We start from the raw sequence: 24,492 nt of genomic DNA, 5'->3' as shown, positions 1-24,492 counted from the left end.
GTAGCGGTCAAATAGAATTGTCCGCTATAAATATCTTCAGCTGTATTTTCATATCCGTTCGCGCCTGCACTAATATATCGCCGACATTAATATCAATAATCGCTTTTACCCGCTGGCCAAATTGTTTCACCGAATCCCACGTATCATCATCGTTATCGTAAATCGTCCGCGACGCAAAATAACCGTGGGAAAACGAGGAGTGCAGCGGGTCGTGATTATATTTAGCCAGCGTGTCATGCACGTAGTTATCATAAAAATCCAGCATCGTCGGCGAGCCCATCAGCGCCGCCCTCCGGGCATCGCCGCTTTTCTTGATCTGGATATATTCCGACTCCTGCGCCGCCACCAGCGGACCGCCAAGCTGGTTGGTCTGCGTGGTGGGGATCACATCCAGCAGCACCTGGCCCAGCAGCGCCACGATACCGGTATGGGCAAAGTCATAGCCCCACGCCGCGCGATCCAGACGATCCTTATCGATAAACGGCACTTCACGCGGCCCTTCGTTTTCCGCGGGCGCCGCCGCCGACGGCAGCGCGCTGACCTGCTCATTCAGCGCCTGCTGATAAAAAGGCTTACGCTGATAATACTTATCGGCGTATTGCGGGCTGGCAAAGCGCTCGGTGCGCCAGGCGGTGATCCAGCTCAGCTGGTCCGCCAGCATCACCTCCAGCGCTTTGGCCTTCAGCGGCACATACACCGGATCCGGCAGCTTGCCCAGCGGGCCGTTCTCCGGCGGCTTCGCAGCGGCGGCCGCGGCTTTCGCCTTATCGCCATCCGCCTTGTCGTGAGCCGCCTTCAGCGCGGCAACCGGATCCCGGCCCTGGGCCACGGCGATGGCCACCACCTCCGCCTCGTTGACGGCCGGCGTTTCGGTCTTCGCCCCCGCCTGCTGCGCCCCGGCCTGCTGCCAGGCGTTAAACAGGGCAATCGCCTGTTCGGAGATTTTGAATTGTTTTAATACATCATTGGTCATTACCCGATATTTTTTGCCTGTGGCGCCGCCGGGCAATACTTCCTCAGGTACGCTCAGCGGCGCCCCGGCATCAAAAGCGGCGGCATACATATCATGCAGCACAATCTTTGACAGCAGGCTGCGGGCGTCGGTCTGCACTTTGCCGAGTTCAGTGGGTTTACAGTCACCACCGACATCGGCATGCATTCCGGGATAGACCACCTCCACCGCCCCGGCCGGGTATTTACCGTCCGGACCGCGAATGGAGTCCAGCGGCAGGTCGCCATGCTGCTCGTGGCCGGCGACAAAGTGGTAGCAGCTTTTTAAAAAACCTTTGGTGGTCGGCAGCCGCAGGCTGTTGGCCGCCCAGCCCAGATGCCCGGTGGCCGACGGCAGGATATGCGGCACGCCAACCGCGGAGACCGTATCCAGCAGCCCCATAAACTCGATACTGATGGGGATGCCCAGCAGCGTCGGGCCGCCTGGTACCACGGTGCCCGCCGGCAGCATATTTGTCGCATCAAGCGGCATTTTAGCGTCATCGAGCAGCGACTCCAGCCCGCGAGCGAAGGCGCGGGCGATGGCGGCCCCCCGGCAGTAGCCGTAGACAAAGAGCTTGATTTTGGCGATGCGCCGCTGCGCGCGCTGGATATGCAGCCGCGTTGGCTGCCGCGGCCACTGGTTGACCACGTACCCCAGATGGTCGTCGCAGAATTTGTCAAGCGCGCTTTTACGGTTGAACTTCTGGGTCAGCCGCGAGAAGGGCCAGACGGTGGCCATACTTTGCCGATATCCGGTCAGTTCGCTGTCTTCTATCCTTTCCTTTTTCACCGCATAGCAGATGCTGCTGTAGGTTTTAAGCAGCGCCTGGTTGATACGGTCCTCACCGCCGTTGGCAAACAGCTCGCCGTCCAGGGAGTAGTGCTCTTCACCAATCTCCGGAAAGCGCGCGCCACATCCGGGGAAGTAGTAACTGAAGTAGCCGTCGTTTTCCGCAGTTTCATCCTGCTCTTTCCAGTTTGCCGCATGGTAGAAACGGCCAATATTGGTCAGCGGCGGGTTACGCGAACCGTAGACCTCATCAGCCCCCTCTTCATTACAACAGGTACCGTCGAAGAACAGGCTGATATGCAGGCTGGCCGGGCAGCCCGGTTCCTTTTTTTTGTCCGATTGATGTTCAGACTCCCCGACATATCCTTCCAGATACTGCCTGGCATAGTTGCCTTCGGCCTGCGTTCTGCTCGCCGGCAGGCGGCCGCGCTCGTTGTATTCGGCTTTCTGCTGTGTAGATTTATCGGCAGGCTTTTCTCCCTTTTTATCATCCAGCCCGGGAAACTTTGGCGGTAAGCTGGCAGCTTCCGCGGTGGAGGCTTTAACCGCGACCGGAGTGGCGCCGGTCTGAAAGGCGGCAATAAGCGCCTTCAGGGCATTCAGCGTGGAGTCTGCGGTGTCGGACATACAACTTCCTCCTTGATATGTTCGATAAGTATTTTGTGTGCCCTTTCCCTCCAGTCAGGTGGAGACTGAGGGACTGGATATTCAGGTTGACCTGGCTGAACCGGCCCCCCCGGGAGCACACAGGAACGCACTATCCGCACCTTATCGCAGGGGAAAATATGCACATGAAAACCGCAGGCCTGCCCCTTCTCCCAGCGTTCAATCGGCACAGTAATCGGCCCATGCTGTTGATAATGACTCGCATGATCATTAGGGATGTGCTTCGGGTCTATCCAGGAGTTAGGATCGGAGGTCCAGGTGATTTTTGCCGTCAGCCCCGGGCGCCAGACATCTGGCACCATCACGCAGCAGAAGCCGCCGCCGCCGCCGTAGGAGTTAGCGCCTGGCCCGCCGTAGCCGTTCACCTGCATCGAAACAATGGCGTCCGGACCATGGTTTAAAACTGTTATATCGGCGCCGCTCATGCCGTCACGACTGTGATCGCGGCAGGCCGTCAGCAGGCAGAGAAAAGCGGCGGTCAGCACCGCCAGCCCGCCGGACAAAATACGGATATGCTTTATCATTAATGTGTCCTTACAAATATAAAGTGATGACTTATTAATAAATGGCGTAATTAAATGCTTGTATTTATGCTAATAGATGAACCTCCATATATAACTGATAATGATATTTGTAGCGGTCAAATAAAATGGGCCGCTGCAAATATCAATACCGGTTTCTCATAGGCCAGAGCCGGCAATATTAGTCAGCAGCGAATTGTGTATGCAGGCTGGCGGGGCAGCCCGGTTCCTTTTTTTTGTCCGATTGATGATCGGACTCCCCGACATATCCTTCCAGATACTGCCTGGCATAGTTGCCTTCGGCCTGCGTTCTGCTCGCCGGCAGGCGGCCGCGCTCGTTGTATTCGGTTTTCTGCTGCGTGGAGTTATCCGCAGGCTTTTTGTCATCCGGCCCGGGAAACTTTGGCGGTAAACTGGCCGCTTCTGCGGTGGAGGCTTTAACCGTAACCGGGGTGGCGCCGGTCTGAAAAGCCGCAATAAGCGCCTTCAGGGCACTCAGCGTGGAGTCTGCGGTGTCGGACATACAACTTCCTCCTTAATATGTTTGAAAATGATCTTATCCGCTCGTTGCTCCCAGTCAGGTGGAGACTGGGGTACCGGATACCCCGGCTGTCCCGGCGGGATACAGGAACGGACTATCCGCACCTTGTCGCAGGGGAAAATATGCACATCAAAACCGCAGGCCTGCCCCTTCTCCCAACGTTCAATGGGGACGGTGATAGGGCCATGGTGCTGATAATATTGCGAATAGTTGTAAGGCATATCGCTCAGTTTCATCCAGGAGTTAGGGTCGGAGGTCCAGTGATTTTTGCCGTCAGGCCCGGTCGCCAGACATCTGGCACCATCACGCAGCAGAAGCCGCCGCCGCCGCCGTAGGAATTCGCCCTTGGCCCCCCGTAGCCATTCACCTGTACCGAGACAATGGCGTCCGGGCCATGGTTATAGAGATTTATATCAGCGCCGCTCATGCCGTCGCGACTGTGGTCGCGACAGGCCGTCATCAGGCAGAGAATAACGGCAGCCAGCACCGCCTGCCCGCCGGGCAAAATACGGATATGCTTTATCATTGATGTGTCCTTACAAATATAAATTGATGAGTTATTAATAAATGACGTAATTAAATAACTGTATTTATGCTAATATATGAACCTCCATATATAACTGATAATGATATTTGTAGCGGTCAAATAAAATTGGCCGCTACAGACATTAATACCGGTTTTCCAGATGCTTCCACAGTGGAGGTTTTAACCGTGACCGGAGTAGCCCCGGTCTGGAAGGCCGCAATAAGCGCCTTCAGGGCATTCAGCGTGGAGTCTGCGGTGTCGGACATACGATATTCTCCTTAACATGGTCGAATAATATTTTTTTCGCCTTTTCATCCTCATCGGGCGCACGATGTATCGGATATTCCGGAGATGAGCGATCGTGACAAGAACGAACAATTCTTACCTTGTCGCACGGGAAAATATGCACTTCAAAGCCACAGGCCTGTCCCTTCTCCCAGCGTTCAATGGGGACGGTGATCGGTCCATGACGCTGATAATGACTCGCATGATCGTCTGGGATATGTTTCGGGTCTATCCATGCGTTAGGATCGGAGGTCCAGGTGATTTTTGCCGTCAGACCCGGGCGCCAGACATCTGGCACCATCACACAGCAGAAGCCGCCGCCGCCGCCGTAGGAGTTAGCGCCTGGCCCGCCGTAGCCATTCACCTGCAACGAGACAATGGCATCCGGACCGTGGTTTAAGACGTTTATATCAGCGCCGCTCATGCCGTCGCGACTATGGTCGCGGCAGGCCGTCAGCAGGCAGAGAAAAACGGCGGCCAGCACCGCCAGCCCGCCGGGCAAAATACGGATATGCTTTATCATTGATGTGTCCTTACAAATATAAAGTGATGACTTATTAATAAATGACGTAATTAAATGCTTGTATTTATGCTAATAGATGAACCTCCATATATAACTGATAATGATATTTGTAGCGGTCAAATAAAATGGGCCGCTGCAAATATCAATACCGGTTTCTCATAGACCAGAGCCGGGCAATATTAGTCAGCAGCGAATTGTGTATGCAGGCTGGCGGGGCAGCCCGGTTTCGTTTTTTTATCCGATTGATGATCGGACTCCCCGACATATCCTTCCAGATACTGCCTGGCATAGTTGCCTTCGGCCTGCGTTCTGCTCGCCGGCAGGCGGCCGCGCTCGTTGTATTCGGCTTTCTGCTGTGTAGATTTATCGGCAGGCTTTTCTCCCTTTTTATCATCCAGCCCGGGAAACTTTGGCGGTAAGCTGGCAGCTTCCGCGGTGGAGGCTTTAACCGCGACCGGAGTGGCGCCGGTCTGAAAGGCGGCAATGAGCGCCTTCAGGGCATTCAGCGTGGAGTCTGCGGTGTCGGACATACGATCTCCTCCTTGATATGTTTATAAAATATATTTTTGGCTCTTTCCTTCCAGTCTGGTGGCGATTGGGGTACCGGATATCCCGGTTGCCCCGGTGGTATGCAGGAACGGACTATCCGCACCTTATCGCAGGGGAAAATATGCACATGAAAACCGCAAGCCTGATCCTCCTCCCAGCGTTCGATAGGGACGATAATCGGCCCATGTTTCTGATAGTGAGTCTCATAATCATCGGGCATCTCACTCGATTTCATCCAGGAGTTAGGATCGGAGGTCCAGGTGATTTTTGCCGTCAGGCCCGGGCGCCAGACATCTGGCACCATCACGCAGCAGAAGCCGCCGCCGCCGTAGGAATTGGCCCTTGGCCCGCCGTAGCCATTCACCTGCACCGAAACGATGGCATCCGGGCCGTGGTTTAACAACGTTATGTCGGCGGCGCTCATGCCGTCGCGACTGTGATCGCGGCAGGCCGTCAGCAGGCAGAGAAAAGCGGCGGCCAGCACCGCCAGCCCGCCGGGCAAAATACGGATATGCTTTATCATTGATGTGTCCTTACAAATATAAAGTGGTGACTTATTAATAAATGACATAATTAAATGATTGTATTTATGCTAATAGATGAACCTCCATATATAACTGATAATGATATTTATAGCGGTCAAATAAAATGGGCCGCTGCAAATATCAATACCGGTTTCTCATAGGCCAGAGCCGGCAATATTAGTCAGCAGCGAATTGTGTATGCAGGCTGGCGGGCAGCCTGGCTCCGTTTTTTTGTCCGATTGATGATCGGACTCCCCGACATATCCCTCCAGGTACTGCCTGGCGTAGTTACCTTCGGTCTGCGTTCTGCTCGCCGGCAGGCGGCCGCGCTCGTTGTATTGGGTTTTCTGCTGTGTGGAGTTATCCGCGGGCTTTTTGTCATCCGGCCCGGGAAACTTCGGCGGTAAACTGGCGGCTTCCGCGGTGGAGGCTTTAACCGTAACCGGAGTGGCGCCGGTCTGAAAGGCGGCAATGAGCGCCTTCAGGGCATTCAGCGTGGAGTCTGTGGTGTCGGACATACAACTTCCTCCTTAATATGTTTGAAAATAACGCTATCTGCTTTTTTTTCTTCGTCAGGTTCAGGTTGTACTGGGTATTCAGGGGAATCACGCATATGACAGGAACGGACTATCCGCACCTTATCGCAGGGGAAAATATGCACGTCAAAACCGCAGCCCTGCCCCTTCTCCCAGCGCTCTATCGGCACGGTAATTGGCCCATGGCGCTGATAATATTGCGAATAGTTATCAGGCATATCACTCAGTCTCATCCAGGCATTAGGATCGGAGGTCCAGGTGATTTTTGCCGTCAGGCCCGGTCGCCAGACATCTGGCACCATCACGCAGCAGAAGCCGCCGCCGCCGCCGTAGGAGTTAGCGCCTGGCCCGCCGTAGCCATTCACCTGCACCGAAACGATGGCATCCGGACCGTGGTTATAGACATTTAAATCAGCGCCGCTCATGCCGTCGCGACTGTGATCGCGGCAGGCCGTCAGCAGGCAGAGCAAAACGGCGGCCAGCACCGCCAGTCCGCCGGGCAAAATACGGATATGCTTTATCATTGATGTGTCCTTACAAAAGAAATTAAATGCGCGTTATTAAGAGATGACGTGATGACAGAATTATATTTTTTGCTGATATATATACCTCCAGAATATTTGTGATAATGATATTTGTAGCGGTCAAATAAAATTGGCCGCTACAGACATTAATACCGGTTTTCCAGATGCTTCCACAGTGGAGGTTTTAACAGCGACCGGAGTCGCACCGGTCTGAAAGGCCGCAATAAGCGCCTTCAGGGCATTCAGCGTGGAGTCTGCGGTGTCGGACATACAACTTCCTCCTTGATATGTTTAAAAATAACATTATCTGCTTTTTTATCCTCATCAGGATGAGGAAGTATCGGGTATTCCGGGGCTGCACGACCGTAGCACGATCGTACTATCCGCACCTTATCACAGGGGAAAATATGCACATCAAAGCCGCAGGCCTGCCCCTTCTCCCAGCGTTCGATAGGGACAGTAATCGGCCCATGTTTCTGATAGTGAGTTTCATAATCATCGGGCATCTCACTCGATTTCATCCATGCGTTAGGATCGGAGGTCCAGGTGATTTTTGCCGTCAGCCCCGGGCGCCAGACATCAGGCACCATCACGCAGCAGAAGCCGCCGCCACCGCCGTAGGAGTTAGCGCCTGGCCCCCCGTAGCCGTTCACCTGCAACGAGACAATGGCGTCCGGACCATGGTTTAAGACGGCTATATCAGCGGCGCTCATGCCGTCGCGACTATGATCGCGGCAGGCCGTCAGCAGGCAGAGAAAAGCGGCGGCGAGCACCGCCAGCCCGCCGGGCAAAATACGAATATGCTTTATCATTGATGTGTCCATACAGAACTGATAATCGCCTATTGATTATCAAAAGGGAGGATGTTTCATTCCTCAAAGTGACTTTCGAACCAGGAAGCTAAATCACCGATAAAATTCTGCTGATGCGCCTGCCAGCCGAGCTGCCAAAGGGTATTAAATTTGTCCTCCTGAGTCGTAAAAAAGGTGCTGAATTTTTCAGAAACCGTAAATCGCTGGGCATCGATAGCGACATCCAGTTTCATTATTTGCTCATCGCTGAAATTAATCTTGATCGCCTCCGGGATCGTTGCCTGAACTGGCGAACACTCGCCTTCCAGCCAGCAGATCTTGTTGTCTCTATCGCGATAGCTCCAGAGATAAACCGGTTCTAAAAACCACGCTTTTTGTTCTTCAGTGAGCACATGCTGCATCAGCAAGGGGAACATGCGGGTATCGTAATAGCGCACCAGGCCAGAACGGTCTTCCCAGGCGCCATCGGCCAGATTGCGCAAGTGGGCGGCGAGCGTTGAAAAACTTAGCGGTGAGAGAAAGATCAGCAGACCCGGCTTGTAGGAAAATGCGGCGATCAGATCGGCGAGCCACTGACGATGCTGCCAGCAAGCTAGCTCAAGCCGCATCAATAAAGGCGCCATCTCCAGCAGCGGCTCTTCCGGTTGCCCCTGATAGAGCGAGAACCACTGCACCGGAGGAGAAAGTCTATTTAAGCCATCCAACAACGGATTGCTTAAAACACCTTGATCGGCAATGAGATAGACGTCGCGCAGCGCGAGCTTTCGGGCAAATTGTTCCAGCTTGCTAGTCCATTCCTGATTCATTAACGACATGTTCATTCCTTCTTATCTTGAGGTTGCGGTGCCGGCACGGCTGCGGTGACGATGCCCAGAGAGAGAGCATGACGCGGATCGCGGGCGATCCAGCCGCAAGACTGATGAAAGCGGCGGGCAAATATCGCCGCCAGCGCGATGGTGATGAGCTGCTCCATCTGCCCCGTCTCTCCCCAGTTTTCATCCTGCAGGAGTTGGTTGCTGTTCCAGCCGCTTTGCGCCAGTTCAGGGATTTGCGGCTGTGTAAATGCGATACAGGGATCGGGCGGACGTTCGGCCCCGCTTTGCTGCATCGCCCGCTGACAGACCTGCTGGATATTTTCCACCGCGGCGCCTTCATAAACCTCGCCGCGGGTCAGTCGCGCCTCCCCCTCCCGGGCCAGTAACCACAGCACGGCGGATTCACCCGCCGGTCTTGCGGTATCAGCCGTCGCCGCTACCGACTGGCACCCTGCCACCAGAATGAAACATGCGTCGCCAGCCACATTCATTCGTGCGGTAATCTCCGATAAGCTGGCCTCACCTTGCCAGGGTTCCGCCATATGCGGCAACTGAGCGGTGGGATAGCGTTTTCGCAGCTCGGCGCAAAATTCTCGCCATGCCGGTTCGCTGCCCTGCCAGTAACAGCCGCTCAGGCAGGGAAATTGATGGTCGCCTCGCTGCGCCAACCATTGCCGCACCAGCATCCGGGCCAGCTGTTGTTCGCGCAGGTCGATATCAACGATGTCCGAGTGGATCAGCCGCAGCGCCCGCGCACCGGCCTCCAGTTTCTCTTTTGGCGCCTGATGTTCTCGCTTCAGCAGCGTCTGCCAGTGCTCGGGCTCACACCCCACCGGCCCCAGCAGCACTGTTTCCACCAGCCCAACGCTATATTGATGCCGGGCCCACCACGTTTGATGATCGAGATCGATCAACCGCTGGTAGTACTGGGTGTAGTGGACCGACAGGCGGTAATAAAGCAGACGCAGCATCCAGATGATGAAGACCAAAAGCACGGCGCTAACGATCGCGACGGCAATTAACGCCCCTCCACGCGCTTCGGCAGGCATTAACGCCGCGCCTCCTCCGCTGATAAACGTCAGCCCCGCGCCAAAGGACAACCACCGTCCGTTGTGGGGGGGCGTGGCGGTTTTGTAAGGCAGATAGTCGGTGAGCTGTCTCATAGCGCGACTTCGCAATCAGGGCGTGAACTCACCAGCGTACAGCCGCAGGCGCAACGATGCCCGTCAAGAGCCACCGGAGCACCATCCACTTCATACAGCGAGCTTCCTTCGGCTATGACCGTCAGGCCATGTTTATTGCAGCTCACCTGGTCGCCTTTACAGGCGATACCTTTACCAAAACAGAGGTAATGGCCGCCGATCACCGTACCGCCATGCTCACGCAAGCTATCACCCTGCCGAATAATGGGTTTCAAGGTCTGTTCCTCCGGGTAAGTTATATCAATGAGCGATTGTCAGGCGGCACGCGGAACAAAGGTCTGAGCCAGTTCTTGCGCATGAATCAGGCAATCTTTACAAATCGATGTGGGAAGGTCGGGAAGCGGAAATGTCTCGCCGGCGGGCCCTTGCATCTTATGTGTGCCCTTAAAACTGAGCAGGCTCGGGCTATGAAGGTGGATTTCCCCCTGCGGAGTCAGACGAATGTAGCCGCCGCCGCAGCCCAGTGTGATACCATTTTTCGCGGTAAGCTGCAGATGACCCTGCGTTGACTGAACGGTAATATCTTTCAGTGAAGTGAGCGCCAGAGTATCGCCGTGCGACTCTATCTCCAGCGGGCCTTTCACCGATACCATACGCATCCCTTCGCGGTGGGAAAGCAGTGAGATAGCGTTTTTGGTATTCACCGACAAACGATTACCGCTGGCCAGCGCAATATCGCTGGCGCTTTGCAGATACAGTCCTTTACCACTCTGCAACAGCGTCGTTTCCGCCGTCACGATGCCGATGCCCTTCGGCGCGCTCATCAGCAGGACGGGGCTCGCCAGATTGACGGCTTTGCCGACGAACTGCTTTAACGTGCTGATATCCGGTGGGATGTTGTAGTGGGTGCGGGCAATCTCCTGCCAGTCGTTGAGCTGAACTGCGGCGGCGCTGAGCAATTTACTGGCGGGCTCCATTTCCGCGACCGCCCCCATCGCTTTCAGCTGTTCGTCAGCGGTGATAAATATCCCTTTGCCTGCGCGGATCGCGCCGTAGCTGTCGGTGCGTAACTCAAACCCTTCTCCCCGCGGCGTGTTCTGATGATCCACCAGATGGCCGAGGTTCAGTTGGCTCTTGCCGCCATATTCGGTGCTGACCTTAACGTGCTCTTTACCTCGGGTATCATCGAGGCGAATTTTGTTGTTCGCTGGCGTGCGCAGCACGTTGCGCTTGTAGTTGTAAAGCGTCACATGGTCCTGGTGCGTGGAATCGTGCAGCGCGCCGGCGATGTAGGGCCGATCCGGATCCCCCTGCTCAAAAGCGATCGCCACTTCGGTTCCCGCTAACAACGGCAGATGCAGGCCAAAAGTTTCACCGGCGTAAGGGCGTGCCTGCCGCACCCACAGGCTTTCCTCACCCGGCTGCCAGCGATCGCGGTCGAATAATAAGTTCACCCGATAACGTCCGTCGCGATCGATATGGCCGTAGAGATCGTTGATTTTGGTGCTGGTGACGCACGCTGGCAACGTCCCGGCCATCTTGGGTTTGCTGATGATTGCCGGGCGAAAGCAATAGGTTTCTACACTGGGAATGGCCTGAAACGTCACTTCGAAGCTGCGATCGCGGCGGGCGCGACAGTGAATAGCGGTGATCGCCACGCCCCGGCGCCAGACCTCCGTCACCTCCTCGCCGCCGTTCACTTTTAGCAGTTGGCCGGGTGCCAGTGTCGCGCAGTTTGTTTCCCCGCTCAGCCGCGTCTGCTGGTTCAGGTAGCGCTCATGGCGAATACGGGCATAAAAGGCCCCGCTCTCCGGGTCCGGCGTATGCTGGTAGCGATTACCCGGCGCCAGATAGTTGTCCGCCCAGTGATAGGCTTCACCATAGGTGGTACTATCGCCGCGGCTGACATTGATGTTGAGATTCATGTCCTCGGGCGCGTTACGATAGTTGTAGTCACGGGTGAAGACCGAACGCTCAACCACGTGGTGTCGGCTCTGCAAATCCCACACCGACTCGCTGCCGCCATCATGCTGCCCTGACGGGGCGACCGAGGGCAACATCAGCCCCGCCTCGTAGTGTTGCTGGTCGTCGAAGAACTCCGCCACATCAATATTTAGCCGGGTATCTGCGGTGAAGCGAAACCAGATCCCCACCTCGCCCAACAGCCGGGAGATAAAAGTCAGATCGTCCTCGCCGTACTGCATCACCTGTTCACGGCGCGGATATTCATGCGCCAGTCGAAATACAAAATCTTCCCCGCGCATGTGGTGACGGGTTCTGAGAATGTGCTCCACAATCTGCGGCACCGACATGTCCTGGTAAATTCGATTCTGATGGCTCTTCGACAGTAACGCCAGACGCGGCTGTAACGTCAAGGCGTAACGCGTTTCCTCCTTTGAGGTGGAAATCCGTTCAAAAGTGGTGATCGTCCCCTGCAGCACGCGCACCGGTTGCTGGATCTTAATGCCAAATCCCTGGTCAACCGGCGCCTGCAAGGTCAGCGAGGTGTTTTGCAGCAACATCTGCTGCGGGGTGATGGCGCGATCGCTGCTGGTAAATTCAATGGTATAGCGGAAAGGCTCGCTTAAGTTTTCCTCGCCTTCGAAGCACAGAACATCCAGCGAGGAGTTACAACCATGCACCTGTAAAAGATGATGACTGTGGTTGAAAAACAAAGGCTTTATGTCACTCATGGTTTATTTTCCCTTATCAAACACCATTTTCTTTATCTCCCTTCCATCACTTTCAGCCACGCTACCGCCCGTCGCTGTTTCCTGTTGATGAGGAGCCCAAAAGCGCACAAGGTTGGGCAGATTGTGTTGACCCCGGTCCCCGGCAACAAAAACGACGGACAGGAAAACCTGCCCGCACGGAGATTGATGAGATAGTCGGTTTAGAAAGCACCATCCGCCGGGGATGAGGCGGAGTTGGTCGCCACCCGGCAGGCATCGGCCTGCGGCACCAGGCTAATTTCGACCCGGCGGTTCAGCGCCCGGCCTTGCTGCGCCTCGTTGCTGGCGATAGGTCGGCTTTCGCCATAACCCTGTACCGCAAAACAACTTTCCGGCACGTCACCGGTGTCGCGCATCCAGTTGCGCACCGATTCGGCACGCTTCAGAGAGAGTGTCTGGTTGGATTTATCATCACCCACGCTGTCGGTATGCCCGGCGATGACGATAAGCCAACCTGGCCTGGCCTTTATCCCCAGCAGCGAGTTCACCAGCAGCTTGGTGGAGCCCGGTTTCAGCGTCCACTTGCCGGTATCGAAAAGTGACATGCTGTCGAGGCGGATAATTTTCGGCACGATTTTTTCTACCGCTTTCGGCGGTGGCGGGGGGACGTAGGAGCGAATCGTTTCCAGTACCGTCTGACGCAGACGCTCGCCGCGATATAGCCCGAGCCCCAGCGCCAGCGGCGCGCCATCACGCGCGAAGGCGTCCAGTTGCGCCGCATCCTGACGTAAAATCTGTACGGCGCGGGCTTTTGCTGCATGGTCGTCCATCGCCGTCCGTTCATAGCGCTGAACATCAAAGCCGATCCGCTGAAGGAGTTGATGGTTGTTCCATGCGCTGCAGCACAGCGCGATCATGGCCGCGAGGGAGAACAGGCAGAATGCCCGCCGCAGAGCACGGTTTTTCGGCGTGATGCCACCGCCCAGCGGTAGTATTGGCAAAATGAAATCAGGCAATGTCCGCGCTTCTGAAGTCATTTCCGGCAACCAGCCCGGTAGTGAGTTGAGGGCGGTATGACCAGACAGCCAGCGCTGCCATAGGTTATCCGCCACGACAGGCGCCCCGGCAGGCGTGAAATGATACAGCACGACTGCCGGAGCAATCGGGGGAACATCGTCGGTTGCCGCAGTCAACGCGCTCAACGCCATCTGCTGCGTAAAGCGGGCAAACGCATTCATCCTCACCAGCGCCGCCAGGCGATGAGCGCCATCAGCCTGCATCAGCCAGCTTGCGCTGCTGCACGGCACGCCGTCAGAGGGCCACACCTGCGTCATCTCTCCGACACACGCTGTCTGCCATAACGGCTCCAGCGATGCGCCGGACAGGGTGCTGTTCAGCAGTAACGGTATCGCCCGGCGGGTATCACGCCGCACCTGAGCAAGCTGCCAGCGCAACTCGCGAAGCCGGGCCGTCAGCGCCGCGTCATCATCATGTTGTTGCGGCTGCACGCAGAACATCACTGCCAGTTGCGCGATGAGCGCCGGCCGCTCACGCTGCAAATAACGCACCGTCTGCTGTAACGCGGCGGTGGTGACTCTCAGCCAGCAACCTTGTGAGGTAGGATAAACCGCGCTTTCTCCCGGCCAGTCCGCGGTGTCGCCGCAGACCAGCACAACCGGCAGTCGGTAAGGCGCCGGCGGTAGCTCAACCATCCAGTCGGCATCCTCTGGTCGCCCGCGTCGTTGCCGCTCGACGTAGACCACTCCGGCCGCTACGCCCGCCACCGTCAACCCAACAGCCAGCAACCGGCCGCCGGTGGTTAACGGCAGAAACAGCAGGCTCAGCAGCACTACCAGCAGCCCCGCCCACAACCATAACAGGCGCTGATAGCGCGCGTTCATTGCCCGCTCCCCAGTTGCAAAGCCGCTACCAGACCATCCAGCCAGTAGTTCAACCCCAGCCACAGCGCGGCCACCGCCGCCAGCGACAATCCAATGCAGATAGGCCAACGGCGCAGCCAGTCAGCCATGCCGTTGCGCCCGGAGAGCGCCGCCAGTATCGGCTGATGCGGGTCGCTCGCAAACGGCGGTACACGCTCGCCGAGCGCGCTGACAAGCGCTGCGCGCGCCGGGTCATCAAGGCTATACCGGCCCTTAAACCCCAGCGCCAGCACCCGATGAAAACAGGTCAGTACGGCTAGATCCGGCGCCGGTTCGCGCAGCACCTGGCGGATGCGCTCATAGAGCGCATCCCCGGCTTCCATACCGCCAAAATATTTGACCTCCAGCGGTCGATCGTACCAGGTGATACTGGCGTCATCTTCCTCTTTGCGGCCTTTGGCGGTTTCATCCAGCAGCGCGCACCAGCTATAAAGGATATGCTGGCGGTTCGCCTCACTGACATCCGCGGCCACAAGCTGCGCCATCACCTGTTCAATGTTGTTTACACAACGCTGCCAGAGGAGCTTCCCCTCCCCCTCGGCCAGTTTGGCGCCGAGACGCAGTTCCGTCACCGTAAGCCAGCTATCCGCCAGCAGAGCATCAATATTGAGATCCTGAGTCATGAGCGCAGCACCGCATACAGTTCGAGTTCAGGGTCGCCCAGCAGGCCGGGCACATAAAAGACGCAACTCCCTTCCGCCAGCATCGCCTGCGCCGCCGGATGAGTCATATCAAGGGTGAAATACTGATTTTCCAGGCGCAGCGGGATGGCGGCGGGAACATGGCTCATGGCCTTTAGCGGAATACCCGGCTGCGAACCGTTGACCACCCGGTCAACCTCATCGGGGCTACCGGCTTTACACTGTTGCGGAAATTGCTCCAGCAGCTGCGCCGCAGGTAGCGCGGAACGCACCGAGAGATAAAAATCGGCCTCTTCGCGCAACCTTGGATCGTGCAGACGGGCATGCCAGCGCTTACGCCGGTCATCGTGCGTCATTTCAATCGCCACGACCCTGGATGGCAGGCTGGCTTCGAGCAGTACGCCGAGTAATTTGAACAACGGTGGAAAGACTTCTGTCAGCGCCTGATGGCGATAAGGCGGAATATCCGCCGTAGTATGGTCAAGGGAGAAGGTCAGCAGACTGCCCGCCAGGCCGGCCAGCGCTTCATACAGCCGTTCCGGATGTACCTGTGGATGGCGTAGAAAATGGCTCAACACCGGCTCCGCGCTGTTGAGCGCGTTCAGTAGCCAGAACAGTGATACATCCGCTACCGCAAAATCCGCCATCCTGGCGTTGCTCTCCCGGCGCATCGCCATCAGGCGCTGCAGGCGCGCGCGCAGCTGATTCGTCAGCTGTTCTGTTTGTTCGTAAAGCCAGTGGCTGGCCAACACTTTCAGCAGCGGCGGGATAAAGTGCTCATCCAGCGACCAACAGTTCTGACTGTCGCGACGTAGTCTGGCGAGGGCGACGGTTTGATAATCGCCGTTATCGTCATCCGCAGCGCGCAGCGTCAGTTGCGCAAGCAGCACCGCAATTTGTCGACTGTCTTCGCCATATCTGTTGCGCACTTCTCGCCAGGCCAGACGCCAACGTACCGGCCGCTCTGCGCGCTCTTCCATCTGCAGGCAGTTGCCGCCGTTTTCATTCTCATGAGGCAGCGCCAGCACCACGGTTAATTCACGGCAGTCCTCCTGCGGCAATACCATTACCGCAGGAAGCGCATCAGCGTTATCGCTGTCGATAAGCGTGCCGTCAGGAAAGCGCACGTACAGGTGACTGGCTTTCAGTGTCCCTTGCTTTAGCAGGGCGGCGTCAAATTCGACGCGGATGACGCCCCAGGGATTCATTACTCCCAGACGGGCAATACATTCGCTTTGCCAGGCCGCCTGGTTCACCTGTTGTTGAAAATGTTGTGGGGAGATCATCTGACCCCTGCCCCACAGTGGTCGTAATGTTTTCATCGCACCTCCTGTGCGTTACTTTTGCTTCTTCAATAAGACGTTCTTAAACCCCAGATTTCATTTCACCTTGCTAACTCACGGGCGAACGGCGCTCCGAAAGAGAAAAAATTGAATTATTGTTATTGGTATTTATTTTTTCTTGAACGAATATTGGGTGGGCTTTAATATTATCGAAACGACTAACGGCAAGAAGTTTAAGCGTCAGCTCGACGGCCCTCGGTTCAATTTCGATATGCAGTGACAATTGTGAATGAATACGGGTATTGAGTCGCTCACCTGGGAAGGCGTTGTTCATTACATCCCTTATATATCCGAACCACATCAGAATGAATCACTAGTTACCGTTAGCCACCCAGATTAATGAACCATATTTAGATTGATATCAAGAATATTCACTATAGAAATAACAAACAAAATAACCAGCAATCGCAATATTGCAATATATCGCGTGGGCTCATGTGCTTTTAGTAGGGAATTAAACCAAAAACTCACTGACTAACGGGGCATGCGCCAATGATGCCTATTCCATTGATATAAATCATCACTTACCGCTATGCCGCAACAATATTGACCTGAAAGAATTTTCGGCTCAATTATATTTCTGGCGAATTATTTACAAACATTCTATCTCCCCCAAATGCGCACCAGCCAGAAAAGTCACCTCTTCAACGGCGGAGAATATTTTTATATTCGGCGAATAACATTCATTCAAATAATAAAACCCATTAATTGCGCGCAATTAATGGGTTTTATTAGCCTTGACCCGGCTTATCGTGTTGCCCGCATCAGCAGACTAACAATAAACGCGCCGCCAAGCCCGGCAGTAATAATACCAATCGGTAATTCTTGATTCGCTATCAGGCTTCGGCTAAGTATATCGCCGCCAATGAGCAATATCGCGCCCAGCAGAGCGCACATTGGCACGGCCATTCGGTGCCTGACGCCCACGACCCGACGCGCCAGATAAGGCACCATCAGGCCGACAAAACCAATGACCCCGGTTAAAGAGACCAGCAAAGCGGTAGCCAACGCGCAGCAGAGAAAGGTTTCGCTTCTCAGCCGCTCCACGTCGACGCCCAGCGAGCAGGCCGTCTGCTCCCCCGCCAGCAGCGCATCCAACGCCCGCCAGCGAATCAGGGTAAATCCGCTCAACAACGCCAGGCTCAATAACGGAATGAACAGGTTGTCCCATCGCGCCAGTCCCAGACCGCCCAATGACCAGAATAGCAACGAACCGGCCGCTCGCTGATCGCCGGAAAAGACCAGATAGCTGGTCAGCGCGCTGAAAAGAAACGACACCGCCAGGCCGCAGATAATTAACTGTTCCGCTCGCCTTAGCTGGTTGACGCGAAACAACATCATCACCGCCAGCGCGGATAATATCCCGCCGATGAAGGCCGAGACCGGCAGCGTAAACGCCCCCAGTATCTCGCCGAAACGGGTGATCACCAGCACCGCGCCGGCGGAAGCGCCTGAAGAGAGACCGAACAAGAATGGATCGGCCAGTTCGTTACGTGTCGTAGTCTGTAACAGCAAGCCGGCGATCGCCAGTCCTGCGCCGGTCAACGCCGCCAGCAGGCTCCGTGGTAGGCGTAAGTCAATGATGATAGTTTTCAAAATTTCGGGAATGGGAGCCGATGATAGCCCTAACGCTGATATCACCTGTCGCCATGAGAGTTCCACACTCCCCAACCGCAGGCTCGAAATCATCAAGGCGCATAAAACGACGGATGCCAGCGCCGTCCATAGAACAAAACGTTGCACTGACGGCTTCATTTCACGTCCGTGGCATATAAGAGATGCGCCAGCTTCTCAACTGCCGCAATATTCGCCGGCCCCGGAGTCAATTCAGCATACTGCAACTTTAGATAACGCTGCTGCCGGACAGCGGGGGTCTGTTTCATCAGGGGATGGGATTCCAGTATGCGCTGCAGCGCCTCGGTTCCCGTGCCGGTTTGGTAATCGAGCAGAATAATCACCTGTGGTTCTCTGGCCGCCACCGCCTCCCAGCTCGTCGTTGTCCAGTTCGCGTCCAGAGTATCCATCACGTTGCGTCCCCCGGCCGCCTCGATAATGGCCGTCGGCATCCCGTACTTGCCGCTGGTAAAAGGTTTATCTTCGCCGGAGTCATAGACAAAGACCCGCAGCGGCTGCGTATTCGCTGCCCTGGCAGGCAGATGCGCCAGGCGACGCTTCCATCCTTCCACCAGCGCTTCTGCCTGTTGTTGCTTGCCAAAAATCTTGCCCAACTTGAGTTCATCGTTGTACAGCAAACTCATATCAGCTTTCTTCCCGCGCCCGCCGGCCTGGACGCAGCTTTCACTGAGTACCAGGGTGTTAATCCCATATGGCGCCAGCGTCTGCGGCGTCACATCGCCGCCGATTTTCATGCCGTAGTTCCAGCCGGCGAAGAAAAAGTCCGGCCGAACCGCCAGCAGCGTTTCCAGCGCCGGATATTTAGGCGCCAGCTCGGGAATGGCCCCCATCGCCGCTTTGAACTCCGGCGTAAGTTTGTACCAGCCGGTGATGCCGGTTAGCCCCACAATCCGCTGCTGGAGATCGAGCGCGAAGGCCATTTCCGCCATATTAAGATCGTTAATCACCGCGCGCTGCGGGGGTTGATTAAAGGTGATGGGCTTACCGCAGCTATCCACGGTGACGGGAAATTGATTAGCCAGCGCCAACGGGCTACTTAACAGCAGCAATAAAGTAGTTAAAAGTTTGTTCATATTTACTCGAGTTCATTAAGCGCGATGAGGAACTTCAAAAATGCGCAGCGCTTTACCGCTAACGGGATGCGCCACGCGAAAACTGGTCATGCCAAAAACCGGATAGCTCACGCTGGGGTGCAGCGCAGCTTCGGGTACGTCGCAAATCACCTGCTTGCCATGGTGGAGAACCAGCATCCGGTCGGCAAAGGCTTCAGCCGCGGCAAGGTCGTGTAACACCGCAATCACCGCAACCTCTGCGCGTTTTACCAGGGCAAGTAACTCGGTTCTCGCCAGCGGATCGAGGTGATTAGTCGGCTCATCCAGCAGTAATAATGTGGGCGATTGCGCCAGCGCGCGGGCGAGCGCGGCGCGCTGGCGCTGACCGCCGGAGAGGTCGCCCAACTGGCGATGGCGTAAAGGTTTCAGATCCGTATCACTAATAACGCTCTCCACGATGCGACGTCCCTGCGCCGAGGACGGTGATTCGCGATACGGTAAACGCCCCAATTGAACATACTCTTCCACCGTCAGACGCAAATCGGGGATATCGTTTTGCGACAGGAAGGCAATATTCCGCGCACGCTCTTGTGGCGACAGTTGCCGTAGTGGACGCCCCTGCCAGTACAGCGTCCCTTTATCCGGACAGAGTTCGCCAATAATGGCTCTTAATAGGCTCGACTTACCGCTGCCGTTAGGTCCAATAACCGCCAGCTTTTCCCCGGCTCGGAGCGAGAAATGAATACCGTCGAGTATCACGGCCCCCCTTTTGGCTGTCAGATGCAGCGTATTGATGCGAAGTATTTCAGTATCGACCTTGGACATATTACTTTATTTTATATGTTATAACATAACAATTATGTATCACACCCCACTCGTCTCTGCAAAGGGGTTGCATACTTTGTTATCGTTATTCGCTAAAAAGTCTTCCGTTCCGGAGCGTAGATTCCGGGTCGCCTTCCAGACAGAGATTCGCTATCATCCGCCCTCACCCTTAAGCAGCGCCTGCCCATGTCTACCGTAATTGATACCTTCATCGCCCCACCTTGTTCCGCGCAGATTAAGATCCTCTACGAGGACGAACATTTGTTATTGATCGACAAACCCAGCGGTCTGCTCAGCCTGTCGGGTAAGAACCCGCAGAACCTGGATTCGGTCCATCACCGCCTGGTGCAGAATTTTCCTGGGTGCTCGCTGGTTCATCGGCTCGATTTCGGGACTTCCGGCCTTATGGTGGTGGCGCGTAACAAAGCGATAAACGCCGCGCTGTGTCAGCAGTTCAGCCAGCGGGCGGTAAGCAAGGTTTATCACGCCCTGTTGTGTGGGCATCCAGAGGAAGATGAAGGGGTGATAGACGCGCCGATTGCTAAAGATCCGGCGCTGTTTCCACGAATGGCGATTAGCGTGCGTAACGGTAAACCGGCGCGCTCGTGCTTTCAGGTGCTATCACGGGAATGGTTGTCAACAGCCGATGGTTCGCTGGCGGTAACTCGCGTACGATTGCTACCGGAAACCGGACGCACCCATCAGCTACGCATCCACTGCCAGCATCTCGGCTATCCGATTCTCGGCTGCGATCTCTACGGAGGGCTGGCGTCACATCAGGCCTCACGCCTGATGCTCCACGCCAGCGAACTGCATTTTCACCATCCGGTCAGCGGTGAAGCGATAGCGGCGCGCCAGCCCAGCCCTTTCTGATTCGTCAGTCGCAAATCACTTTTATCGCCAGCCCGCCGCGTGAGGTTTCGCGATATTTATCGTTCATGTCTTTACCGGTTTCATACATTGTCTCAATGACCTTGTCGAGACAAACCCGCGGCTCGCTGGTTCGGCGGAGCGCCATCCGCGCGGCGTTAACCGCCTTCACCGCATTGATGGCATTGCGTTCGATGCAGGGGATTTGCACCTGCCCGGCCACCGGATCGCAGGTCAGACCGAGGTTATGTTCCATGGCGATTTCCGCGGCGTTGCATACCTGCGCCGGGCTGCCGCCAAGGAGCTCCGTCAGCCCAGCCGCCGCCATAGAGCAGGCCACGCCAATTTCGCCCTGACAGCCAACTTCTGCGCCAGATATAGAGGCATTCATCTTATACAGTGAACCGATAGCCGCCGCAGCCAGCAGATAGCGGGCAATCGAGTTGGCATTGACCGGGCGGCGAAACTTGTCGTAATAGGCCAGAACCGCGGGAATAATCCCGCATGCGCCATTGGTAGGCGCGGTGACAACCCGGCCACCGGCGGCATTTTCTTCGCTCACCGCCAGCGCAAACATATTGATCCAGTCGATGACGTTCATCGGATCGCGGGACAGACTATCGCTGGCCACCAGCTGTCGGCGCAGCGCCGCCGCCCGCCGCGGCACGTTGAGCGGCCCCGGCAGCACGCCCTCGGTATTCATTCCCCGCTCAATACCGTTACGCATCACCGCGTAAATGGCGGCGAAGCCAGCATCGATTTGCCCCTTATCGCGCAGCGCCCGCTCGTTTTGCATCATCAGGCCAGAGATGGAAAGGCCATTGTGTTCGCACAGCTGAAGCAGTTGATGGGCGGAACGGAAATCAAAGGGGACGGGCGTTGCGATATCGTGAGTCTGGCCAAAACGCGATTCCTCAACGATAAATCCGCCGCCAATTGAGTAATAGGTTTTGCTGAGTAGCGGCTGCTGATGATCCCAGGCGCTGATGCGCATACCGTTCTCATGGCGGGCCAGCGCGCTATCATGAAATACGATGCTCTCCGGCAGCGGGAAATCAACCTGACGACTCCCCTTCGCCACCGGTAGACGGCCGCTCGCGGTCACCTGCTGAATGAAAGCCGGGATGGCGTCAATATCGACATCCTGCGGACTATTTCCCGCCAGCCCCATGATAATGGCGACATCGGTCGCATGCCCTTTGCCGGTCAGCGATAGCGAACCGTACAGATCGACGACAATGCGCGTAGTCTGCGTCAGGTCGCCGCGGGTCGCCAGCTCGGTGATAAAACTTTTTCCTGCATTCATCGGCCCCACCGTATGAGAGCTCGAAGGACCAATACCAATTTTGAAAATATCGAAAGCGCTAATCATATCTACACCTCGGTTTACCGTGCAGTGAAGACCAGGTTTCACACCCATGATAAAAATGGGGCGACCATTATCGTCGCCCCGTTGCGTTACAGCGCCTGGATGAAGGTTCGCGAAATGACATCCTGCTGCTGTTCGTGGGTTAGCGCATTAAAGCGCACCGCATAGCCAGAGACGCGGATGGTCAGGTTCGGATAATTTTCCGGATGAGCTATGGCGTCCAGCAGCATCTCGCGGTTCATCACGTTGACGTTCAGATGCTGGCCGCCCTCGATCCGTTCTTCGTGGTGGAAGTAGCCATCGAGCAGACCGACGAGGTTGGTTTGCCGGACGCTCGCCTCTTTACCTAACGCCGCCGGGACGATCGAGAAGGTATAAGAGATTCCATCCTTCGCGTAGGTGAACGGCAACTTAGCCACGGAAGTCAACGAAGCGACCGCCCCTTTGCGATCGCGGCCATGCATCGGGTTGGCCCCCGGCGCAAACGGCGTACCGGCGCGGCGGCCATCCGGGGTATTACCGGTTTTCTGGCCGTACACCACGTTTGAGGTAATCGTCAGGATCGACTGCGTGGGCACCGCGTTACGGTACGTCGGCAACACCTTAATTTTCTTCATAAAGCGTTCAACGAGATCGCAGGCAATACTATCGACGCGCTGATCGTTATTGCCGTACTGCGGATAATCGCCTTCAATCTCAAAATCGATCGCCAGGCCGCTGTCGTCGCGGATGGGTTTCACCTTCGCGTGCTTAATAGCCGAAAGCGAATCCGCCGCCACCGACAGCCCGGCAATCCCGCAGGCCATAGTGCGGTATACGTCGCGGTCGTGCAGCGCCATCAGCGAGGCTTCATAACTATATTTATCGTGCATGTAATGAATGATGTTCAGCGCGCTGATGTACTGCACCGCCAGCCAATCCATAAAATGATCGAGGCTGGCCATCACTTTGTCGTAATCCAGTACCTCATCCATCAGCGGCGCGGTTTTCGGCCCGACCTGGATTTTGAGTTTCTCATCCACCCCGCCATTGATTGCGTACAGCAGCGTTTTGGCGAGGTTGGCGCGCGCGCCGAAGAACTGCATCTGTTTGCCGATGACCATCGGGCTGACGCAGCAGGCAATAGCGTAATCATCACTGTTGAAATCGGCGCGCATCAGGTCATCGTTTTCATACTGCAGCGAGGAAGTGACGATCGAGACCTGGGCGGCATATTTCTTAAAGGCAATCGGCAGCGCTTCCGACCACAATACGGTAAGGTTGGGTTCCGGCGCCGGGCCCATGGTGTGCAGCGTATGCAGATAGCGGAAGGAGTTTTTAGTCACCAGCGTGCGGCCATCCAGCCCCATCCCGCCAATCACTTCGGTTGCCCAGATAGGATCGCCGGAGAATAGCGTGTCGAATTCCGGCGTACGCAGGAAACGCACCATGCGGATCTTCATAATGAAGTGGTCGATCAGTTCCTGGGCCTGTTGTTCATTGAGGATCCCGGCGTGGAAGTCGCGCTCGATATAGATATCGAGGAAAGAGGCGGTACGCCCCAGCGACATCGCGCCGCCGTTTTGCGATTTCACCGCCGCCAGATAGGCGAAGTACAACCACTGTACCGCTTCCTGAGCGTTGCGCGCCGGGCGGGAGATATCGCAGCCGTATTTCGCCGCCATCTCCTGCATTTGCAGCAACGCGCGGCGGTGTTCCGCCAGCTCTTCACGCAGACGAATAGTGGCTTCCAGATCCTGCCCGCGCTCCAGCGTTGCCTGCAGATCGGCAAACTGCAGTTCACGTTCACGCACCAGATAGCGGATGCCGTATAGCGCCACGCGGCGGTAGTCGCCAATGATACGCCCGCGGCCATAGCCATCCGGCAGACCGGTCAGCACGCCGGATTTACGGCAGCGCAGCATATCCGGCGAATAAGCGTCAAATACCCCCTGATTGTGGGTTTTACGCAGCTCGGTGAACAGATATTCAAACTGGCTATCCATTTCCCGGCCATAGGCATCAAACGAGCTTTTAATCATGTTAATGCCGCCAAACGGATGCAGCGCGCGCTTGAGCGGTTTATCCGTTTGCAAGCCGACTATTTTTTCCAGCGATTGCTCAATATAGCCGGCATCGTGAGCGGTAATGGTGGTGGCGATATTAGTATCAAAATCAACCGGCGCGTGGGTGGCGTTCTCCACGCGAATGCCGGCCATGACTTTTTCCCACAGCGCGGTCGTCGCCGGCGTCGCCTCAGCAAGGAATGATTCATCTCCGGTATATGGCGTATAGTTGTGCTGAATAAAATCACGGACATTAATTTCTTCTTTCCAGTCCGTACCTTTAAATCCGTGCCATGCTTCGGCGTACAGCATATCGCTGGTATCGATATTTACCTTCATGAAAATAATCTCTC

Annotated in this window: 25 protein-coding genes and 1 pseudogene; 1 reads left to right on the top strand and 25 read right to left on the bottom strand. The window is 56.0% G+C overall.

Translation table 11 applies throughout. The annotated features are described in order from the left end of the window. Nucleotides 1–7 precede the first annotated feature (7 nt). The 23 genes and pseudogenes from PGR23_RS03280 to PGR23_RS03170 form a co-directional block, all read right to left on the bottom strand. Entirely contained in the window at nucleotides 8–2,410 is a 2,403-nt protein-coding gene (locus PGR23_RS03280) for a T6SS phospholipase effector Tle1-like catalytic domain-containing protein (protein ID WP_396279582.1), read from the bottom strand. Beyond that, entirely contained in the window at nucleotides 2,383–2,973 is a 591-nt protein-coding gene (locus PGR23_RS03275; protein ID WP_396279581.1) for a DUF3304 domain-containing protein, read from the bottom strand. Before PGR23_RS03275 ends, PGR23_RS03280 begins: the two co-directional genes overlap by 28 nt. Nucleotides 2,974–3,151: 178 nt before the next feature. Beyond that, the gene (locus PGR23_RS03270; protein ID WP_396279580.1) at nucleotides 3,152–3,493 is read right to left on the bottom strand and encodes a hypothetical protein; all 342 of its coding nucleotides are present in this window, start codon (nucleotides 3,491–3,493) and stop codon (nucleotides 3,152–3,154) included. Further along, nucleotides 3,466–4,037 (bottom strand): annotated as a pseudogene (locus PGR23_RS03265) (DUF3304 domain-containing protein). Before PGR23_RS03265 ends, PGR23_RS03270 begins: the two are co-directional and overlap by 28 nt. 116 nt (nucleotides 4,038–4,153) lie before the next feature. Continuing rightward, nucleotides 4,154–4,303 carry a hypothetical protein gene (locus PGR23_RS03260; RefSeq protein WP_155956335.1) on the bottom strand — a complete coding sequence of 50 codons (150 nt, stop codon included), beginning with the start codon at nucleotides 4,301–4,303 and terminating at the stop codon, nucleotides 4,154–4,156. Then, a complete protein-coding gene (locus PGR23_RS03255) occupies nucleotides 4,276–4,845 on the bottom strand; it encodes a DUF3304 domain-containing protein (RefSeq protein WP_396279579.1) in 570 nt (189 codons plus the stop codon). The genes PGR23_RS03260 and PGR23_RS03255 overlap by 28 nt, the downstream gene beginning before the upstream one ends. A gap of 179 nt (nucleotides 4,846–5,024) precedes the next feature. After that, entirely contained in the window at nucleotides 5,025–5,375 is a 351-nt protein-coding gene (locus tag PGR23_RS03250; RefSeq protein WP_396279578.1) for a hypothetical protein, read from the bottom strand. After that, entirely contained in the window at nucleotides 5,348–5,917 is a 570-nt protein-coding gene (locus PGR23_RS03245) for a DUF3304 domain-containing protein (protein WP_396279577.1), read from the bottom strand. Before PGR23_RS03245 ends, PGR23_RS03250 begins: the two co-directional genes overlap by 28 nt. Before the next feature lie 156 nt (nucleotides 5,918–6,073). Further along, the gene (locus PGR23_RS03240) at nucleotides 6,074–6,436 is read right to left on the bottom strand and encodes a hypothetical protein (RefSeq protein WP_396279576.1); all 363 of its coding nucleotides are present in this window, start codon (nucleotides 6,434–6,436) and stop codon (nucleotides 6,074–6,076) included. Further along, entirely contained in the window at nucleotides 6,409–6,978 is a 570-nt protein-coding gene (locus PGR23_RS03235; RefSeq protein WP_396279574.1) for a DUF3304 domain-containing protein, read from the bottom strand. Before PGR23_RS03235 ends, PGR23_RS03240 begins: the two co-directional genes overlap by 28 nt. Before the next feature lie 120 nt (nucleotides 6,979–7,098). Then, a complete protein-coding gene (locus tag PGR23_RS03230) occupies nucleotides 7,099–7,248 on the bottom strand; it encodes a hypothetical protein (protein ID WP_155956334.1) in 150 nt (49 codons plus the stop codon). Continuing rightward, entirely contained in the window at nucleotides 7,221–7,790 is a 570-nt protein-coding gene (locus PGR23_RS03225; protein ID WP_396279573.1) for a DUF3304 domain-containing protein, read from the bottom strand. The genes PGR23_RS03230 and PGR23_RS03225 overlap by 28 nt, the downstream gene beginning before the upstream one ends. Nucleotides 7,791–7,846: 56 nt before the next feature. After that, a complete protein-coding gene (locus tag PGR23_RS03220) occupies nucleotides 7,847–8,605 on the bottom strand; it encodes a DUF4123 domain-containing protein (RefSeq protein ID WP_045390483.1) in 759 nt (252 codons plus the stop codon). A 2-nt stretch (nucleotides 8,606–8,607) separates the two neighbouring features. After that, nucleotides 8,608–9,768: a hypothetical protein gene (locus PGR23_RS03215; protein WP_047045196.1), complete on the bottom strand. Its 1,161-nt coding sequence runs from the start codon at nucleotides 9,766–9,768 to the stop codon at nucleotides 8,608–8,610. After that, nucleotides 9,765–10,022: a PAAR domain-containing protein gene (locus tag PGR23_RS03210; protein WP_045390479.1), complete on the bottom strand. Its 258-nt coding sequence runs from the start codon at nucleotides 10,020–10,022 to the stop codon at nucleotides 9,765–9,767. Before PGR23_RS03210 ends, PGR23_RS03215 begins: the two co-directional genes overlap by 4 nt. Nucleotides 10,023–10,061: 39 nt before the next feature. Then, on the bottom strand, nucleotides 10,062–12,440 hold the full coding sequence (locus PGR23_RS03205; RefSeq protein ID WP_396279572.1) for a type VI secretion system Vgr family protein: 2,379 nt from the start codon (nucleotides 12,438–12,440) through the stop codon (nucleotides 10,062–10,064). A gap of 200 nt (nucleotides 12,441–12,640) precedes the next feature. Then, on the bottom strand, nucleotides 12,641–14,320 hold the full coding sequence (locus tag PGR23_RS03200) for an OmpA family protein (protein WP_396279571.1): 1,680 nt from the start codon (nucleotides 14,318–14,320) through the stop codon (nucleotides 12,641–12,643). Then, nucleotides 14,317–14,982, bottom strand: coding sequence for a type VI secretion system protein TssL, short form (gene tssL / locus PGR23_RS03195; RefSeq protein WP_315710905.1), 666 nt, complete (start codon nucleotides 14,980–14,982; stop codon nucleotides 14,317–14,319). The genes PGR23_RS03200 and tssL overlap by 4 nt, the downstream gene beginning before the upstream one ends. Continuing rightward, entirely contained in the window at nucleotides 14,979–16,322 is a 1,344-nt protein-coding gene (tssK, locus tag PGR23_RS03190; RefSeq protein WP_063416409.1) for a type VI secretion system baseplate subunit TssK, read from the bottom strand. The genes tssL and tssK overlap by 4 nt, the downstream gene beginning before the upstream one ends. Nucleotides 16,323–16,392: 70 nt before the next feature. Beyond that, a complete protein-coding gene (locus PGR23_RS03185) occupies nucleotides 16,393–16,617 on the bottom strand; it encodes a hypothetical protein (RefSeq protein WP_227505020.1) in 225 nt (74 codons plus the stop codon). A 473-nt stretch (nucleotides 16,618–17,090) separates the two neighbouring features. Beyond that, nucleotides 17,091–18,098, bottom strand: a complete 1,008-nt coding sequence (locus PGR23_RS03180; protein WP_045390469.1) for a FecCD family ABC transporter permease — start codon at nucleotides 18,096–18,098, stop codon at nucleotides 17,091–17,093. Continuing rightward, a complete protein-coding gene (locus PGR23_RS03175) occupies nucleotides 18,095–19,051 on the bottom strand; it encodes an ABC transporter substrate-binding protein (protein WP_289578601.1) in 957 nt (318 codons plus the stop codon). Before PGR23_RS03175 ends, PGR23_RS03180 begins: the two co-directional genes overlap by 4 nt. Nucleotides 19,052–19,066: 15 nt before the next feature. Next, nucleotides 19,067–19,789 carry an ABC transporter ATP-binding protein gene (locus PGR23_RS03170; protein ID WP_047077783.1) on the bottom strand — a complete coding sequence of 241 codons (723 nt, stop codon included), beginning with the start codon at nucleotides 19,787–19,789 and terminating at the stop codon, nucleotides 19,067–19,069. Between the two features lie 252 nt (nucleotides 19,790–20,041). On the opposite strand from PGR23_RS03170, the gene PGR23_RS03165 reads away from it, so the two are divergent. Then, the gene (locus tag PGR23_RS03165; RefSeq protein ID WP_047045221.1) at nucleotides 20,042–20,728 is read left to right on the top strand and encodes an RluA family pseudouridine synthase; all 687 of its coding nucleotides are present in this window, start codon (nucleotides 20,042–20,044) and stop codon (nucleotides 20,726–20,728) included. Between the two features lie 4 nt (nucleotides 20,729–20,732). Here the strand turns inward: PGR23_RS03165 and tdcG are convergent, their stop codons facing one another. Together tdcG and pflB are read right to left on the bottom strand one after the other, a co-directional pair. Next, entirely contained in the window at nucleotides 20,733–22,097 is a 1,365-nt protein-coding gene (tdcG, locus tag PGR23_RS03160) for an L-serine ammonia-lyase (protein ID WP_213797654.1), read from the bottom strand. A gap of 86 nt (nucleotides 22,098–22,183) precedes the next feature. After that, a complete protein-coding gene (gene pflB, locus PGR23_RS03155; protein WP_396279570.1) occupies nucleotides 22,184–24,478 on the bottom strand; it encodes a formate C-acetyltransferase in 2,295 nt (764 codons plus the stop codon). Nucleotides 24,479–24,492 lie beyond the last annotated feature (14 nt).

Source organism: Klebsiella sp. 141162 (genome assembly GCF_050600755.1).
GTDB classification, from domain to species: Bacteria; Pseudomonadota; Gammaproteobacteria; order Enterobacterales; family Enterobacteriaceae; genus Klebsiella; species Klebsiella aerogenes.
This window is presented reverse-complemented; position numbering and strand designations above follow the sequence as displayed.